The following is an 18,524-nucleotide window of genomic DNA, read 5'->3' on the forward strand; positions in this document are numbered from 1 at the left end:
GGGTGACCTGGCGTTATCAAGTTATACTTGTATACACGGCGACTCGCATTTGCCACTGTATTGAAGTGCCAAGGTAAGTTATAACACTTAAATACAACTGGAAGAGGAGTATGGCAAATGCATATCGTTACAGAAAGATTGGTTATTCGCGAGTTTGAACCGGGCGACTGGCAAGATGTTCTTCTATATACATCAGACCCCGTTGTGATGAAGTATATGCCGGAAGCGGTGTTTACGCAGGAGACAGTGAAGTTATTTTTGTCCGAAAACAGGGGAGATCAAGCTAGAAAATACGCGGTTATGTTGAAGATGGAACAGCAAGTGATCGGTCATATCGTGTTCCATCCCTGGTTCGGGGAGCTTACGTATGAAATCGGCTGGATCTTCAACTCATCCTATCAGAATAAGGGCTATGCCACGGAAGCAGCCAGAGCAGTGCTCCAGTATGGCTTCGAGGTACTGAACATACACCGGATTATTGCGACGTGCCAGCCAGAGAATACCCCCTCCTACCGCGTGATGGAGAAGCTGGGTATGAGAAGAGAAGGGCATTTTAAGCAGTGCATTCCCCAAGGCGATGTGTGGTGGGATGAGTATTATTATGCGATGTTAAGGTCTGAATGGGAAACCATGTCATAGTTTTTTTGCGATAATATAATATGTGCCCAATATATCTCATGATTGACAATGAGATATATTGGGCTGTTTGATTTGTATCGAAAGGTTTGCCCTGGATATGAGAATGAGTATATGACATCGTTGAAAAGCGCCATGATCATGGCAGAAGACGTGGAGATGAAGGCCAGCCCTTCGCCAGCCTCCCGGAGCGCGTACCAGAGCAGGCGCAGGATAATCCCTTTTTTTAAATTACGGGAGATCTTCTATTATATTGGCTACAATCCGTTTCGCCATTCCGATGATCGATTCTGCGAAGAGAAGGACAAAAGTTATGACAGGCTGTCCAGATCAAGGGCCAGCATGTTTCGGCTCTCTTGTTCAGTGACCTTATCCAGATACAATCCTGCCGATTCTTTGGATGCCAGAGCGCGCTCCTTATCCCCTAAGACCAGATAGGCACGGGCTTCCGCTTCATACCCGTATCCGATGTAGAACGGTTCGAGACTTGCGGATGAGCCAATGGTGATGCAGCGCTTGGCATAACGCAGCGCTTGATCGCCTTGCCTCACTACCGCATACACTCTGGAGAGCTGCCAATATCCAATCGAAAGGTTGCGCTGTGTATGATCCTCGACCCGGGTCCAATGCCAGAAAGAACTGTGACACATATGAATCATGTCCTCTTCCTCTTGGGGTGTACGCTGTTTGTTCTCTAAGATATCCCACACCTGATTGAAGCAGTCCATTGCAAATTGTTTATGGGTATTTGGATTCTGATTATCCATACCGTATTCCTCCAATATTGGGTGATTTCATAAGGCGGGTAATTGAATCGTAAAGGTTGTCCCATGATCAGGCACGCTCTCCACGTTCATCGTTCCGCCGTGATTGTGAATAATGTTCTTGGTTATCATGAGACCGAGTCCCGTTCCTGTATCTTTGGTTGTGAAAAAAGGCTGTCCCAAGGATTGGATCTGCTCAGGAGTCATCCCAATCCCTTCGTCCTGCACTACAATTTGAACATTGTGGCCGCTGCGCAGCATGTCTACGGTGATGGTTCCCCCTTGATTCATCGCTTCCATCGCATTTTTCAGCAGATTGATAAAGACTTGCTTAAGCTGATTGACCTCACCCTGAACGGATATCGGGACATCCGGGTAATGAGGAATGATTTCGATATTTTTGAGTGCGGCTTGAACCTTCATCAGTGTAATAATCTGCTCCAGAATCGGCAGTACTTCGATTGGACCGCTGACATGAACCCCTTGCGGCTTGGAGAGCACCAGCAGTTCGTTGACAATCAGCTCAATGCGTTTAAGCTCCGATTCAATAATTTCAAAATATAGCTCGTTGCTGCTTTCCGAAGATCGCAGCAGCTTCACGAATCCGTTAATGGATGTTAACGGATTCCTGATTTCATGGGCGATTCCTGCGGCCAGCTGTCCAGCGGTCGTTAGCTTCTCAGACTGCATTACGCGGTCCTCTTCCATCCGCTGCTCGGTGATGTCTTTGAAGATGCCCAAGGCGGCTGTATCACCTTCATAATGGACCATTATCGTGCAGCCGCTGACAATCTTCTCTTGCCCGTCCAGGCAGCGGATCAGATAGTTGACGCTTCCAATAACCCCATCTTTCTCATATCGCATACGGCGCTTGATCAGGTCATTATGAGACGATACATCGACCACTACATCTGTTGAAATGCCAAGAACATCACGGGGATGCGTGGCTTTTACCATTTTGAGCGCTGCGGGATTAACGTACTGGACAATACCCTTCTTGGTGATGAGTACAGAGAGGGGGAGAATCTCCAGCAGCTGCAGGAATGTATGTTCTTTCTCGATGAGTTTCTGTTCCTTCTGTTCGAGCTGCTCCATAAGCTGACGGTGCAGGGTTCGATCCTCAAGCTGTACCCAGTACGACTTGGGATTCTTCTCCGTATCCAGCTCAATCCCGGTATGTATGTTGAGGTAGAGCTTGTGCTTCTCTGGATGATGATAGGTATGTTCAAAAGGGTTTATGGATTGCTGATGATCTTGAGATGCCTTTACGTTCTGAACGATACAATTCAATAGCATGCGTATGCTTTCCGCTTGCTGCGCCCCGGCAGTTAACGCTTGCTGCGTGTAACCCAATAGATCACTTAGTGCCGTATTGGCCTTAAGTAGAGTTCCATCAAGTGAAACAATTGCCATTCCAATTACAGCTTGTTCAAAAGCAAAATCAGGATTTTGGTTGGGATAGGGCAGCACTGCAAGTCTCCTCTCAAATATCTGCAAGGATCGAAGTTACCCATATTATATGTTGGTCCCTATCTTTCATCAATCCTATTCTATTGATCTTTGGCTTTGGCTGCCCGCCATACAGAAAAGGCAAGGCAACAAATCCTCCTTGCCTTTTTCTTAGAGCAACTTACTGCTCAACGCGTGTGAAAGAACAGATTTCGCAGGACCTTTTCAAAGGATAGCTTTAGCTCCTCCGAAATGGGTGCCATCGGCAGACGAAGAGTGTCATTAGAGATGAGCCCTTGCTTGGCGAGCAGCCATTTGAGTGGAGCGGGATTAGATTCTGCGAACAGCTTCTGAATACACGGAATCAGCACTTCAAATTCCAGTTCAGACCTAAAATAGTCCCCTTGGGCAGCTAATTGATACATGTGAATGTAGGCCTCGGTATTCACGTTGGCAGACGCCAGAATCCCGCCGGAAGCGCCATGATACAGCATTTCCTGGAAGTGAATATCATCCCCGCAAAGAACAGGCTTCGAACGATTCTGTGATAATTCCTTCATTAACTCCGTACTTGAGGTGCTATCCTTCATGCCAATCACACCAGGCAGATCCATGATTCTTCTTATGGCATCGACCGGCAGCCGGATACCTGTACGCGAAGGAACTTCATATAAGATAACCGGTATACCGACCTCGGACACTTGACGGAAGTGTTCCATGATCCCTTCTATTGAAGGACGGCTGTAGTAAGGTGTGACTACCAATACGGCATTGGCACCGATAAGCGCTGCCTGTTCCGTCCGTTTCACGCTGGAGACCGTATCGTTCGTTCCTGTACCGATGACCAGCGGCAATTGCCGCTTGCCCAGAATTCTCCGGGTTTCCCCTGTAAGCCGAACAACCTCCTCCCACGTAACCGTTGGCGCCTCGCCGGTCGTACCGTTGATGACCAAACCCTGAATGTCATGGGTTAACAAGTTCTCTACATAACGTTGATACGAAATAAGGTCCAGCTCATAATCCTGTGAAAAGGGTGTAATGACAGGCACATAAATTCCATGCAGCTGCTGCTCATTCAACATGGCCCTTCCTCCATTTCATTGGTTGTGGTTATACTGTATCATGGCAATCAGAATCAGTGTTATCTATAATAATAGATAAATATTATCAATATTATTGATAAGGAGAGCGAGATGGAACTCATCTACCTGCAAACATTCAAGGAAGTGGCGGATCGTCAAAGTTTCACGAAAGCTGCGGAGGAGTTAGGATATGCTCAATCCAGCGTAACCACTCAGATTCAGAAGCTGGAGAAGGAATATGGCGTCAAGCTGTTTGAGCGATACGGCAAAGGTCTGCGGTTGACGAAGTCCGGAGAGGAGCTTCTGAAGTATGCAGTTCATATGCTGGACCTGTTCCAGCAGTCGAAGGAAAAGTTGACCAAACAAGGCGGGGGCACCTTATCGATAGGGACCATCGATTCGTTAGCCGCTTATTTTCTTCCGCCGGTCGTACATCGGCTGAGACATCAATATGAGGATCTTTCCATTCGTTTGCAGCCAGATCGTGAAGACCGCATTGTGAGTAAAGTGAGGGAAGGCGAGTACGATATGGGTCTCATGCTGGAACATAACCCGTCTGATTCATCCTTAACATGGATTCGAATCAGGGAGGAACCTCTATTACTGGTCGCTCACCCGAATCATCCTCTGCATGTTCATCCCGTCATTAAGCTTGAACATCTGGCTGATGTAGAATGGATTATGACCGAGGATAGCTGCAATTATCGTATCATGCTGGAAAAGGTCCTTCGTGCCCGCGGCGTTCCCTTACGTATAGGATTGGAATTAGGCAATCCCGAAGCGATTAAGCGCTATGTCATGTCCGGTTCGGGGATTTCGCTGTTGCCCCGCATGGTAGCCGAAGCGGAAATCAAGCGGGGAGAGCTGGCTGTTCTTCCCTTTATCCATCCGGATATCCGACTGGACATACAGATGGTGATACATCCTAAGAAATGGATCTCGCATGCGCAGAGAGATTTCATCGATATGATGATATCCAAACCCTAGAAAAAGCTCTGTCCGATGATATTGCATTTAAGGGAAAGATTAAGTATGATTTAGCTAACAATGTATAGGTTTATGTGTGACTGGCGTAGCATGGGGGACCATGAGGGAGCACATGGATGACAACGGCCGTACGCCTGGGCAGAGGTAAGGGAAGCTTATTTCCCTTACCTCTTTTATTATTCTAATGACTTCTATCATCTCTGAAACTATGAAAAAAGGGGATATCACAACGATGTTGAAAACGAATAAAATACTGCTGCTAGGATCAGGAGAACTGGGAAAAGAGGTTGTCATCGAGGCACAGAGACTGGGCGTTGAAACCATCGCCGTTGATCGTTATGCCGATGCTCCCGCCATGCATGTCGCCCATCGCAGTTATGTCATTGATATGCTGGATGGGGATAAGCTGCGCGAGATCATAGAGCAGGAGAAGCCGGATTTGATCGTTCCCGAAATTGAAGCGCTGGCAACGTCGGAGCTTGTGAAGCTGGAGGAAGAGGGATACCGCGTTATTCCTACCGCGAGAGCCGCGAAACTGACGATGGATCGGGAAGGCATCCGCCGACTGGCGTCGGAGAAGCTGGGGCTGCCGACTGCGGGTTATCGGTTTGCCGATACGTATGAGGAGTTTGTTCAGGCTGTGCGGGAGATGGGATTTCCGTGTGTCATTAAACCGCTTATGAGCTCTTCCGGAAAAGGCCAGAGTGTCTGCCGCTCAGAAGATGAGATCGCGTCCTGCTGGAATATTGCCATGGAAGGCGGCCGGGTGCAGAACGGGAGAGTGATCATTGAGGAATTTATTACGTTTCAATCCGAGATTACACTTCTGACGGTTCGCTCTGTGAGTGGGACAAACTACTGCGCGCCAATCGGGCATATCCAGGAGAGTGGAGACTACATCGAATCCTGGCAGCCGCATAACATGTCGGAAGAGCAGATTGAGGAAGCCAAAGGTATAGCAAAGGCGATTACGGACGAGCTTGGCGGGTTCGGATTGTTTGGGGTAGAGCTGTTCTTGACCGAGAACAAAGTGTACTTCAGTGAAGTATCTCCAAGGCCGCATGATACCGGCTTGGTTACGCTTGTCACACAAAATCTGTCCGAATTTGCGCTTCATGTACGTGCCATTCTCGGGTATCCGATACCCGAGATCGAATGGATCACGCCTGGAGCCAGCCGGCCGTTGAAAGCACCGAAAGAGCTGGAACATTATACGGTTACCGGTGCTGAGCGGGCACTTGCCGTTCCGAACACTCAGCTGCGCATTTTTGGCAAGCCTGTAACCAAGGTCGGAAGACGCGTCGCGGTTGCGCTGTCCACGGCCAGCCATGTAGAAGAAGCACGTTCACGTGCAAAAAAAGCATGGGAGATGCTTGCTGTAGAAGAAGTTTAATCGCTTAAAGTGTAACCCTTCTTGCTTGTCCCTCTTGATCATGTTCTAAGGTCAACCGGCACTTCCCGGTTGGCCTATTTCTATAGGAAGCAGCCGCGAGCATCCGTTTCGCTATTGCCGTGCCGTGGTGCCGAGACGAGTATATGTAATTTAAAAATTAATAATAAATATGCAGAAATTTACGATCGTTCATGATAAGATACACAGGAATACGATGGTCCACATCCCGATAATCCCATCATTTGGGGCCTTATCACGGGATTCATTTCAACATATAAATAGAACGCTCTACAGGCATAGGAGAAATAACATGAGAGATATGACACAGGGAAGTCCGATCAAGCTGATCGTGATGTTTACGATACCGCTCTTAATCGGTAATGTTTTTCAGCAATTTTACAATATGGCAGATACACTCATCGTGGGACGGACGATTGGGGTGGACGCACTTGCAGCCGTAGGTTCGACAGGCAGCATTTTGTTCTTTGTCATCGGTTTTGCTCAAGGCTTGACCGCAGGATTGTCCATCATAACGGCTCAGCGCTTCGGTGCAAAAGATATCGCAGGTATCCGTAAAAGTGTCGGCACGAGCATCTGGATCAGCCTTGTCTTCACCATTTTTCTAACCGTTGTCAGTGTGATGTTTACGAGACCGGTGCTTGAGATGATGAATACGCCGGCTGAAATATTGGATGATGCCTACTCCTATTTGATTGTTATCAACTGGGGTGTTGGCGCAGCCGTTCTGTTCAACTTGTTGGCCAATCTGCTCAGAGCGCTAGGGGACAGCCGAACGCCGCTGCTCTTCTTAGTGGTTGCAAGCATTCTGAATATTGTACTGGATCTGCTGTTTATTCTTGTATTCAAGATGGGCGTAGCAGGAGCAGGACTTGCGACGGTTGTATCACAGCTGTTCTCCTGCTTGCTGTGTCTGATCTATATTCACAAAAAAGTACCGCTGCTGCAGTTCAAGAACGCGGATTGGTCCATAGACTGGACATTTATCCGCCAGCATATGTGGATCGGCTTTCCCATGGGCTTCCAAGCCTCCATCATTGCGATCGGAGCCATCATTCTTCAGATTACGCTGAATGGACTCGGTGCAACCGCCGTAGCAGCATACACCGCAGCTCAGAAAATTGATATGCTCGCGACCCAGCCTATGAGCTCCTTTGGCATTACGATGGCAACGTTTGCGGCTCAGAATTATGGGGCAAACCGTATAGATCGAATCAGGCTGGGGGTTAAACAGTGCATTTGGCTCTCGGGATCGTTCAGCATCGCCGTGGGATTGCTGGTCATATTCGCGGGTCCTGCCGCGGTCAGTCTGTTTGTCGGTCAGGGTCAGGAGGAATTGCTATCGCTCAGCAGGCTGTACTTCTTATCGAACGGAAGCACCTATTTACTCCTGTCGCTGTTGTTTATATACCGCTTCACCCTCCAAGGCTTGGGACAGAGCTTTATTCCAACGGTGGCAGGCATTATGGAGCTGATCATGCGCGTTCTGGCTGCCATCTTCCTGACCGCACAGATCGGTTTCCTCGGTGCAAGCCTGGCTAATCCGCTGGCATGGTTAGGTGCAGTCATCCCGCTCGGCATCGCCTATTATATGAGTATCAAGAGGTTGAGCAAGCCCGCTGCATCTACATCGATACCGGTTCATGCTTAAGGAACAAGATTCAATGGATAACGGAGAACGAATGATGACTCTAGGAACAGGAATCCACCTGTTTGATCAGAGGCACATTCGTTCTTTTTTTGTAACTTTGTAACGGCTTGAAAAAAACGTAAAAGTCAGACATTCCAAATTGCAGGACGGCGATGTAAGATCTTTTTAGATCCATTAAGACTATTAACGGACGAAAACAGGAGGGGTCGCATTGTATAAAATGCTGTTAGTGGATGATGAAGCCGATGTGCGGGAAGGGCTCGTTCAGGAAATACACTGGGGAGCATGCGGATTCACCATCGAGGGTACGGCGGAGAACGGAAGAGAGGCTGTGGAACTTGCAGAGCGACTCGAGCCGGATGTTGTCATTACTGATATCAGTATGCCATTTCAGGACGGACTTCAGTTAGCCGCATGGCTTCGGGAGCATCAGCCGCTATGCAAAATTGTCATACTTACAGGCTACGATGAATTTGATTATGCCCGCCAAGCGATTACGCTCCGTGTGGATGAATATTTGCTTAAACCATTCTCTGCGGACAGCTTCATGGAGCTATTGCATAAGATCAAAGACAAAATCGATAGGGAGGTTGCCGAACGCGAGGATGTAAGACAGCTGAAGGAGCATTACCGCACAAGTCTGCCCTTGCTTCGGGAATCGTTCCTAGCATCGCTGCTCACCCGTAAATTACCCCGTACGATTATCGAGGAGAAGACTCGAAACTATGGGCTTCCATCGAATGGAGCCTGCTATTTGGCGTCGGTATTGGCCTTGTATCCGGCGGCTGAGGATAAGGAGAAGACTTCTTCAAGCTCGCTGCGCCATTCAGGCGATCTGGATTTAATGCTGCACGCCATGTTGAACATAGCCAAAGAACTCATGGATCCTCTTTCTTATGGAAGCGCATTCATCTATCAGGATAGCATTGTGTTATTGACTGCGAATGACGGGCGTGAGGATGAGGCATGGTTTAACGATCTGCAGGTCACTTTGGACCGTCTATTAAAAAGCGTCCTTCACTACTTGAAGCTGTCGGTTACGATAGGCGTTGGCTCCAAGGTTCGGCATCTGTCCGATCTCAAGCATTCCTATCAAGATGCTCTGCTGGCACTGGATTACAGACTGATTCTCGGTGCCGAGAAAGTCATCTTCATTGATGATGTGGAGAGCCCGAGGCAGGAGGGAGTTCGTCTGGATGAGCTGAAGGAGCAGGCTCTGATTCGTAATCTGAAGCTGGGTACTGCGGAAGAGTTGAGTGAAGCGATTTCGCACATATTTGATGAGCTGATTGGTGCCTCCTGCACCATTCATGAGGTTCAGGTCTACCTGCTGGAAGTGGTCACTTCCATATTGCGAACAGCCAAGGAATCGGGAATTGAAATGGAGGAGTTGTTCGGGGCAGGGTTTCAGCTGCACGCTGAAATTTTTAAATTTTCCGGACTGGAGGAAGCCAAAGCGTGGCTTCTTGACATCAGTTTGACCATCCGCAAGCATATTTCCAGCTCCAGACAGCACTCCTATAAAGACATCGTGGAGAAGGCGCTTCAATATACCCGGGAGCATTACGTGGATCCCGAGCTTTCTCTGCAGAAGCTGTGCATGCAGCTGCACATCAGTACAGGCTATTTTAGCGGCGTGTTCAAAAAAGAGATCAAAATGACGTATGTTCAGTATTTAATGCAGCTGCGCATGGAAACGGCGAAGGAGCTTCTGCGTTCTTCGGATCTGAAGGCTTTTGAGATTGCAGAGCGCGTCGGTTATGCCGATCCGAATTATTTCAGCTTCTGCTTCAAGAAGCAGGTTGGTATATCACCCAAGGAATACCGTGCGCAAGCGAGGGGGTAGGACACAGGTGAAAATCACGTATTCCAAGCGATATTCGGCAAAGCCGGCCATGCAGCGCTGGGTTAGGCGATTTCGCACATACAGCATACAATCCATCATCATGTGGTCGTTCTCCGCATTTATTCTGCTCATTGTGGTTGTCGTAGCCGTGCTGCTCTTCAACAAATTCTCGCGCTCGGCAGAGCAAAGCGTATTTCTGAATGCCCAGCAGATTGTCGATCAGGTTAGCTATAATCTGGAGGATTATGTGGATGGAATGGCGCAGCTGTACCGGGCTATCGAGGATAATATGCTCGCGGACGGGCAATGGGACGATGAAGAGGTGACCCAACAGCTGGATACGATCATGCGAAGCCGGGATGATATCGTCTCCATCGCATTATTCAATGAGCAGGGAGAAATGCTGCGGAACCATCCGGCCGTGCCGGTCAAACCAAGCGCCCGGGTGACGGAGCAGAGCTGGTTTCACTCGGCCATGAGGGTGTCGAATCATTTGAGCTTCTCGCTGCCCCATGTGCAGAATCTGTACGACAATACGTTTCAATGGGTCGTCACAATGAGCAAAGGCATTACGGTCGTTCATAATGGGGAGCCCATGTACGTCATCCTGCTCGTGGATATCAATTTCAAGAGCATTGATGAGCTTAGCAGCCGTATAAGTTTAGGGAAGCGGGGGTATGCGTACATCATCGATGAAGGCGCCGGGAATATCGTGTACCATCCCCAGCAGCAGTTAATCTATATGGGGCTTCGGAATGAGAGCGTGGAGAGGGCGCTCACATCCTCCGACAGCTACATTGACGAATCGGACGGGATCAAGCGGCTGAACACCGTGAAGTCGGTGGTTAACATTGGTTGGAAAATCGTTGGTGTGTCTTATCTGGACGAGATCATGACCACGAGAGAAGAGGTCAACCGCTATCTGGTTCAGGTTGTCGCAATCGTTCTGGTGCTTGCCATCGTCGTGTCGCTGATTCTCTCCGCAATGCTTACACGCCCTATCCGCCGGATGGGCAGAACCATGAAAGCGGTGGAACGGGGCGATTTCAATGTAGAGCTTCCGATGCAGGGGCCGCTCGAAGTCATGCAGCTGTCCAGCCGATTCAATCTGATGCTGGACAAGATCAGGCAGCTGATGCAACAGATTGTGAAGGAGCAGGAATCCAAGCGAAAGTATGAACTGGAAGCATTACAGGCGCAGATCAACCCGCATTTTTTATATAACACCTTGAATTCGGTTGTCCGCATGGTGGGCATGAGCAAGAAGGAGGAGGTCATTACGATGATTACCTCCTTGTCGAAGCTGTTTCGCTTGAGCCTGAGCAAAGGAAAAACATCCATCAGCGTACAGGAAGAGCTGGAGCATGCAAGGCATTATTTGACCATTCAACAGATGAGATATAAACAGAAGTTTGATTTTACAATCGAGGCCGATGAAGCGTCACAGTCTTGTTATACCCTCAAGCTGGTGCTTCAGCCTTTAATTGAGAACGCTATCGTGCATGGCATCGAGTATTTGGTGGATCAGGGACATATTTCCGTAACGGCAGCCGTACGGGGAGACGTGTTGGAACTGACGGTTGCGGATAACGGGGTAGGAATGGCTCCCGAGGTCGTTGAAGGAATTTTGGACGATGAATGGCCTGAGCAGAATCCCGCCAAATTTGTCAATACGGCCGGCTCCGGTGTAGCCGTTCGAAATGTTCACGATCGTATCCGGTTGTATTATGGGCATCGGTATGGTCTGGAGTTTCAGAGTGAGCTGGAAGCGGGCACGACCGTTCGCATTCAGATTCCTGTCATTCACGATAATATCGAGGAGGTGCGCGAGGATGATTAAGAGGATTACTTCAATTCGGTTACCGCATGTCCCGATCGTCTGTTTCATTGCGGTTCTCTTATCACTAATGTTCTTAACCTCATGTTCGTCAGAGCCACCCTTGGATGAGGAGAGCGAACTGCGGCATATTGCGCTCGTAGCACCCGTACACGCCGAAGAACAGGGCGATGCCATCCGTTTGGGTGCCGAAGCGGCTGCCAAGGAATACAGGTTTGAGCTGGATTATATCGCCCTTGAGCCAAGTGACGATGAAGCGGAGCAGCTTCAAGTCTCGCTACAGGCATTGGAGAGAGGCACTTCTGCCATATTGGTTGACCCGGCATCCGAAGCTGTGCTGAAGGACCTCGGCGTGAAGGCTTCAGCAGCGGGGATCCCGGTGATTGCATTAAATGATGCCCGCATGAATACAGGTGTGATGGCCGCCATTGCAATCAACAACGAAGCGGCAGGACGCCAGGCGGGGCAGCAGCTCGCAGACCTGCTTGGAGGAGCAGGCATAGTGGCCATCCTTCGATCGGACAGGGAAGATCCGGACTTAATTGCTCGCGAAGAAGGCGCCAAGCAAGTACTGTCGAATATCAGCGGCATTCAAATTGCGGATGGCGCCGCATGCGGCAAGCGTGAGGATGCTTGCTGGCAGGCAGCCAAGCAGCTGCTTGACCGGGATGCCATCGACGGGATTCTGGCACTGGATATTCAGGCATCCCTAGGTGCTGCCAAAGAAGTTGCTCGGCGCAAGGAGCAGGGGAGGATCAAGATTGTCACATTTGGCAGCGATCTGGAGCAGCTGCAGCTTCTTCAGGATGGCGTCATTCACAAGCTGGTGGTACAGAATGGCTTCAGCACAGGTTATTTGGGAGTAGAACAGGCGGTGAAAGTATTGGACGGCTCCAGATATGACAAGCCGATCGTGCTTGAAACCAAGGTCATTGATGCGGATAACATGTTCTGGATGGATAATCAGAAGGTGTTGTTTCCATTTGTGAAGTAATTCCACAACTGTAAAAAGTGATGAGGATTTTGATAGAAAACATGAGGATTTTGAATTCGAATGTGCCATCCGTTACGGCATAATGGCGATAGACAGTGAAATGCGGCAATGGATGGCCGTACACATCGCTGATCATCGAATGAATCAGGGAGGTCAACCCAGGTGAAGAAAAAATGGTTGTTTGTCCTTATGGCGGGCATGATGCTGACCACGGCGGCATGCAATAACGGCGGAAGCAGTTCAACCGGCGGTGAAAGCAAGGGAAGTGAAGCAGCGAGCGGAAGCACGCCCCAAGTGGGGGTGGCGATTTACAAATTTGACGATACGTTCATGACGGGTGTGCGTAATGCAATGTCCGACGCGGCTGATGGCGTGGCTAAGCTGGATATCGTGGATAGTCAAAATGCGCAGCCTACCCAGAATGAGAAAATCGACCTGTTTATTTCAAAAAAATACAGCTCCATGATCATCAACCCGGTGGATCGGACAGCTGCCGGCGTCATTATTGATAAGGCCAAGACGGCTAATACACCGGTTGTTTTCTTGAACCGGGAACCGATCGCAGAGGATATGAACAAATGGGATAAGGTGTATTACGTAGGGGCGAAGGCGGAGGAATCCGGCACAATCTCCGGTCAGCTCATCGTGGATTATTGGAAGGCGAATCCGAAGGCAGACAAGAACGGGGATGGCAAACTCCAGTATGTGCTGCTGCAGGGCGAACCGGGCCATCAGGACGCGGAGCTTCGAACCAAATTCTCCGTGCAGGCGATTCAAGATGCAGGCATCGAAGTGGAAGCGCTTGCGGTAGATACCGCGATGTGGGACCGCGTAAAGGGCCAGGAAAAGATGCAGGCATTCCTCGCATCCCATGGCGACAAAATTGAAGCGGTTCTCGCGAACAATGACGATATGGCGCTGGGAGCCATTGAAGCATTGAAGGCAGCGGGATATTTCAGCGGCGACAAATACATGCCTGTTGTCGGCGTAGATGCAACGGCTCCTGCAATCCAGGCGCTTGAAGACGGCACACTTCTCGGTACGGTGCTTAACGATGCAAAGAGCCAGGGAAAAGCTTCAGTAGCGATTGCTGCGGCACTCTCCAAGGGAGAAACGCCGAACAAGGATAACACCGGCTTTGACATTACCGATGGCAAATATGTCTGGATCGCTTACAAAAAAATAACGAAGGACAATATCGCCGACGCGAAATAATGGCAGGGTTATATGAAAGGGGCAGCGGCTATTCGTAGCGTTGTCCCTTTATATTCGGCTTTTTTTGGCCCGGCAGGCGAAGGAGGTATCCAGGGATGACAGAATCGTACGTACTGGAGATGCGGAATATATCGAAGGCTTTCCCAGGAGTTCAGGCGTTGAATGATGTGACATTCAAGGTAAAGCCTGGCACCGTGCATGCTCTCATGGGTGAGAACGGGGCAGGCAAATCAACGCTGATGAAGTGTTTGTTCGGCATTTATAAGCCGGATGCCGGCGATATTTATTTGAATGGCAGCAAGGTAACCATTAACAGCTCCAAGGACGCGTTAAATTATGGAGTATCCATGATCCATCAGGAGCTCCATCCGGTGCCGCACCGCAATGTGATGGAGAATATATGGCTGGGCCGATTTCCGATGATGGGTTTCTGGCCTTTCAAATTTGTGAATGAGAAACAGATGGCTATCGATACGCTCCGGCTGTTCCGTGAGCTTGATATCGATGTTGATCCCAAGGCAAGGACGGGTGCGCTCTCTGTATCCAAGATCCAGTCGCTTGAAATCGTCAAGGCCGTGTCCTACCACTCCAAGGTGATTGTGATGGACGAACCGACCTCATCTCTGACGGGCAATGAGGTGGAGCATCTGTTCAGCATTATGAACAGGCTTCGGTCGCAGGGCGTGTCGATTGTGTATATATCGCACAAGATGGAAGAAATCCTGCGGATATCCGATGATGTGACCATCATGCGTGATGGCAAATATGTCGGTACCTGGCAGGCAGGTGAACTGACAACCGATTTGATTATTACCCGCATGGTGGGGCGGGATTTGACGGAGCGTTATCCTGAACGCACGAATGTTCCCGGAGATACCCGGATGAAGATTCACAATTTGAGTTCCCCGAATCCGAAATCGTTCCAGAATGTGTCCTTTGAGCTCCGAAAAGGTGAGATTCTGGGCATTGGCGGCCTGGTTGGTGCGCAGCGGACGGAGCTGATTGAAGCCATGTTCGGGCTTCGTCCGATCGCCTCCGGAACGATATCGATTAACGGCAAGCAGGTGAAGATCAAATCACCTTCCGATGCCAAGAGAAACAATATGGCACTTTTGACGGAAGAGCGGAGAGCAACCGGCATTTTCCCGGTTCTCTCGGTTTACGAGAATACGGTCATTGCCAATCTTCGAAGGTATCAGAATTGGGCATTTCTGTTGAATGAACGTAAAGGAATGGAAGATGCCCGAAGGAATGTGGAGAAGCTGAGAACCAAAACGCCGTCGGTGAATACCCAGATTCGGAATCTGTCCGGCGGCAATCAGCAGAAGGTGCTGTTGGCAAGATGGCTGCTCACGGAGCCTGAGATTCTGCTTCTGGATGAGCCTACCCGTGGAATCGATGTCGGTGCGAAGTTCGAGATTTATTCCATCATTACGCAGCTGGCCAAGCAAGGGAAGAGCATCATCATGATTTCCTCTGAAATGCCCGAGCTGCTGGGGATGTCCGACCGGATCATGGTGATGAGTGAAGGGCGGATGACGGGAATTCTTGAGGGGCATGAGGCTAGCGAAGAGGAAATCATGCGGCTTGCCGCACAGCAGCGGTCAGCTGATCCAGGAGGGGAAGATCGATGAATACGCAAGTCATCGTTAAAGTTAAAGATTATTTGGCGCAGCGCGCCATATTCGTTGTATTGATATTGCTCGTGATCGGGATTGCCGTAGCAGATCCTAACTTTCTGGCCTTCTCCACATTGAGGGATATTCTGCAGCAATCCTCTACCAGGTTAATTATCGCGCTTGGCGCGGCATTCATTCTGATTACTGGCGGGGTGGATCTCTCGGCTGGACGGGTCGTAGGTTTAAGTGCCGTTGTATCGGCATCGATGCTCCAAACGGATGTCTATGCCAACCGTTTCTTTCCGGATCTCCCTCAGGTTTGGGTCTTCATGCCGATTCTTATCGGCATCTTGGCGGGGCTTATCGTTGGTTTAATTAACGGTTTCATTGTAGCCAAGCTGCATGTGCCGCCATTTATTGCGACACTCGGCACGATGGTCGGCATTTACGGCATCAATTCCATCTATTTTGATATGGAGCCGAACCAATCCCAGCCGATTGGCGGTTTAAGGCCCGATTTTACCGTGTGGGGAAGTGGATACATCGATTTCGGTGGTGGATACTCTCTTCCGTACATCGTTATTATTGCCGTGTTTGTGGCTTTTGTCTGCTGGGTTATATTCAATAAAACCCGGCTCGGCAAAAATATGTATGCCATTGGCGGCAACGTTCAGGCTGCGCATGTATCCGGCATTAACGTAGCCCGAAATCTCATAGCGATCTACGCCATCTCCGGGGCGCTGTATGGAATTGCCGGCGTGCTGGAGGCTGCCAGAACCGGGGGTGCGACCAACAACTATGGCAATATGTATGAGCTGGATGCCATTGCCGCGTGTGTGGTTGGCGGCGTATCCACTGCCGGGGGTATCGGCACGGTTCCGGGCGTGATGGCTGGCGTGCTTATCTTCGGTGTCATCAATTACGGCTTGACCTTTATCGGTGTGAGTCCTTATTGGCAATTGATTATCAAAGGACTTATTATTGTAGCAGCGGTTGCCTTTGACATTCGAAAGTATATGGCAAAAAAATAAAAGAAAATGCAGCCGCTGGAGTATATCCCGCGGCTTTTTTAATAATCATCAACTACAGGAGGTGCTGTCATGATTACGGATCAGAAGCGACTGAATATCGGTGTGCTGGGCTGCGGTCCCATATCGCAGTACGGGCATTTTGAAGCTTGCAGAAGAGCGCGCAACGCAAGGCTGTACGCCATATGTGATGTGGCTGAGGATTTGCTCAGGAGGATGGCCGAAATCCATCAGCCTGCGCAGACCTTCAACGACTATGACAAGATGCTGGCCGATCCGGATGTAGACGCGGTCATCATTGGCATCGCAGACCAGTTTCATGTTGAAGCTGCACTTAAAGCCATCGAAGCAGGCAAGCATGTTTTGGTTGAGAAGCCTCTCGGTGTCACCGTAGAGGAGTGTGAGGAATTGCTGCGTAGAGCCGAGCATTCCGGGTCTGTGGTACAAGTCGGCAACATGAAACGATTTGATCCGGGAATCGCTTACGCCAAGCAGTTCATGGATCAAGAGATGGGTGAACTGCTGGCTGTGAAAGCATGGTATTGCGATTCCACCTACCGTTACACGGTCACGGAGAACGTGCAGCCGATGGTGCAGCTGAGTCCGAACGCATTGAGACCGGAAGGCAATCCGAAGCTCGATAAACTGCGATACTTCATGCTCACCCATGGCAGCCATCTGGTTGATACGGCGCGCTTTTTAGGAGGAGAGATGGTCAGTGTTACGGCTTGGAACACGCAGAAATTCGATGCATATAACTGGTTTGTCACGGTTCAGTATGCCTCGGGTGCTATCGGACATCTGGATTTAACGGTTGCCGTGCGGATGGACTGGCATGAAGGCTTTCAAATATACGGCGAACACGGAAGCATTCTCGGCAAAACCTACAATCCGTGGCTCTTTAAGTCAAGCGATGTTGAGGTGTTCTCGGCACGTGACGGCTGTTATCACAGACCGCTTGGCGAAGACGCGCATTTTTTCAAGCTTCAGGTTGAGGGCTTTGCAGATACGATTCTGGGCCAAGCACCCATGAAGGGGGCCAATCTGGAGGATGGCGTTGCCGCCATGCGGGCGATGGCGGCGATTGCAAGATCTGTGGAGAGCAAGGAGACGGTGAGGCTGGCTGATGTAACGGGAGGTGTATGAGGCATGAGGCTTGGCATCTTCTCCAAGACGTATGACCGTCCGACATTGGATGGGAATTTGGATGCAGTCATGGCAAGTGGACTCGATATCATACAGTTCAATCTGTCATGCGCTGGTCTCCCGTCTCTGCCGGATGCAGTGGATATGGGGATGGCGGTCCATATAAGGGAAGCGTGTGAGAAGCGGCATCTTCATATGGCTGCAGTCTCCGGTACCTTTAACATGATTCACCCGGATCGGCAGAAACTGCGGAACGGTGTTCGCCGGTTTCGTCATTTGGCCGCGATGTGCCATGCCATGGGAACATCGGTCATCACCTTGTGCACAGGCACAAGGGACCCGGTCAATATGTGGAGAACGCATCCGGATAACGATACGCCGGAAGCATGGAATGATCTGCTCCTGACGATGCGGGAGGTTGTGAATATCGCGGAGGAATTCCAGCTTGACCTCGCTATTGAACCTGAGCGGGCCAATGTGGTTAGCGATGCCGTCAAAGGCAGGCAGCTGCTGGATACCATCGCTTCAGCCCGATTAAAGGTCGTGCTGGATGCGGCGAATTTGTTCAGGCCGGAGGAGGAGAAGCCTTTGGCTGATGTTCTGGAACAAGCATTGTCGCTGCTCGGCGAACAGGTCATTATCGCGCACGTGAAGGATTATTCGACCGCTGACGGGCTGAAATATGTGGCTGCCGGAACCGGTGATCTGGACTACGGAGCTTACTTGAGGCTGCTGCAAGATTATCATTTCAAGGGACCGCTTATTCTTCATGGATTGTCAGAGAATGAGGTGCCGAAGAGTGCTCACTACCTGAGGACCCGAATGGCTGCATTTCAAAGAAACGGATGAGGGGATTGTT

The 18,524-nt window shown here is 49.9% G+C and carries 15 protein-coding genes and 1 riboswitch; of the genes, 12 read left to right on the forward strand and 3 right to left on the reverse strand.

All coding sequences use genetic code 11. The annotated features are described in order from the left end of the window. Positions 1-117 precede the first annotated feature (117 nt). On the forward strand, positions 118-639 hold the full coding sequence (locus tag WDY75_RS14195) for a GNAT family N-acetyltransferase (protein ID WP_063480600.1): 522 nt from the start codon (positions 118-120) through the stop codon (positions 637-639). 308 nt (positions 640-947) lie between these two features. Here WDY75_RS14195 and WDY75_RS14200 read toward each other — a convergent pair whose 3' ends face one another. From WDY75_RS14200 to dapA, 3 genes are all read right to left on the reverse strand, one after another. Then, positions 948-1,403, reverse strand: a complete 456-nt coding sequence (locus WDY75_RS14200; protein ID WP_063480601.1) for a hypothetical protein — start codon at positions 1,401-1,403, stop codon at positions 948-950. Between the two features lie 27 nt (positions 1,404-1,430). Continuing rightward, positions 1,431-2,870, reverse strand: coding sequence for an ATP-binding protein (locus tag WDY75_RS14205; protein ID WP_063480602.1), 1,440 nt, complete (start codon positions 2,868-2,870; stop codon positions 1,431-1,433). A 167-nt stretch (positions 2,871-3,037) separates the two neighbouring features. Continuing rightward, positions 3,038-3,931, reverse strand: a complete 894-nt coding sequence (gene dapA / locus WDY75_RS14210; protein WP_063480603.1) for a 4-hydroxy-tetrahydrodipicolinate synthase — start codon at positions 3,929-3,931, stop codon at positions 3,038-3,040. Between the two features lie 111 nt (positions 3,932-4,042). Here dapA and WDY75_RS14215 point away from each other — a divergent pair, with 111 nt between their 5' ends. From WDY75_RS14215 to WDY75_RS14265, 11 genes are all read left to right on the forward strand, one after another. Next, positions 4,043-4,918, forward strand: a complete 876-nt coding sequence (locus tag WDY75_RS14215) for a LysR family transcriptional regulator (protein ID WP_063480604.1) — start codon at positions 4,043-4,045, stop codon at positions 4,916-4,918. A 66-nt stretch (positions 4,919-4,984) separates the two neighbouring features. Continuing rightward, positions 4,985-5,065, forward strand: a riboswitch (ZMP/ZTP riboswitch). An 85-nt stretch (positions 5,066-5,150) separates the two neighbouring features. Then, positions 5,151-6,311, forward strand: coding sequence for a phosphoribosylglycinamide formyltransferase 2 (gene purT, locus WDY75_RS14220; protein ID WP_063480605.1), 1,161 nt, complete (start codon positions 5,151-5,153; stop codon positions 6,309-6,311). A 310-nt stretch (positions 6,312-6,621) separates the two neighbouring features. Further along, positions 6,622-7,980 (forward strand): MATE family efflux transporter, encoded by a 1,359-nt coding sequence (locus WDY75_RS14225; RefSeq protein ID WP_063480606.1) that lies wholly within the window; start codon positions 6,622-6,624, stop codon positions 7,978-7,980. 211 nt (positions 7,981-8,191) lie between these two features. Next, positions 8,192-9,826 (forward strand): response regulator, encoded by a 1,635-nt coding sequence (locus WDY75_RS14230; RefSeq protein WP_063480607.1) that lies wholly within the window; start codon positions 8,192-8,194, stop codon positions 9,824-9,826. Between the two features lie 49 nt (positions 9,827-9,875). Next, complete coding sequence (locus tag WDY75_RS14235; RefSeq protein ID WP_063480763.1) at positions 9,876-11,666, forward strand: sensor histidine kinase; 1,791 nt, start codon at positions 9,876-9,878, stop codon at positions 11,664-11,666. Continuing rightward, positions 11,659-12,657: a substrate-binding domain-containing protein gene (locus WDY75_RS14240; RefSeq protein WP_063480608.1), complete on the forward strand. Its 999-nt coding sequence runs from the start codon at positions 11,659-11,661 to the stop codon at positions 12,655-12,657. Before WDY75_RS14235 ends, WDY75_RS14240 begins: the two co-directional genes overlap by 8 nt. 162 nt (positions 12,658-12,819) lie before the next feature. Continuing rightward, the gene (locus tag WDY75_RS14245) at positions 12,820-13,872 is read left to right on the forward strand and encodes a galactose ABC transporter substrate-binding protein (RefSeq protein ID WP_063480609.1); all 1,053 of its coding nucleotides are present in this window, start codon (positions 12,820-12,822) and stop codon (positions 13,870-13,872) included. Between the two features lie 95 nt (positions 13,873-13,967). Further along, entirely contained in the window at positions 13,968-15,506 is a 1,539-nt protein-coding gene (locus WDY75_RS14250) for a sugar ABC transporter ATP-binding protein (RefSeq protein ID WP_063480610.1), read from the forward strand. After that, positions 15,503-16,522, forward strand: a complete 1,020-nt coding sequence (gene mglC, locus WDY75_RS14255) for a galactose/methyl galactoside ABC transporter permease MglC (protein WP_006210554.1) — start codon at positions 15,503-15,505, stop codon at positions 16,520-16,522. Before WDY75_RS14250 ends, mglC begins: the two co-directional genes overlap by 4 nt. Positions 16,523-16,591: 69 nt before the next feature. Further along, positions 16,592-17,665, forward strand: coding sequence for a Gfo/Idh/MocA family oxidoreductase (locus WDY75_RS14260; protein WP_063480611.1), 1,074 nt, complete (start codon positions 16,592-16,594; stop codon positions 17,663-17,665). A gap of 3 nt (positions 17,666-17,668) precedes the next feature. Then, positions 17,669-18,514 (forward strand): sugar phosphate isomerase/epimerase, encoded by an 846-nt coding sequence (locus WDY75_RS14265; RefSeq protein WP_063480612.1) that lies wholly within the window; start codon positions 17,669-17,671, stop codon positions 18,512-18,514. Positions 18,515-18,524 lie beyond the last annotated feature (10 nt).

It is taken from the genome of Paenibacillus glucanolyticus, from assembly GCF_037333485.1.
In the GTDB taxonomy this organism is placed as follows: domain Bacteria; phylum Bacillota; class Bacilli; order Paenibacillales; family Paenibacillaceae; genus Paenibacillus_AQ; species Paenibacillus_AQ glucanolyticus.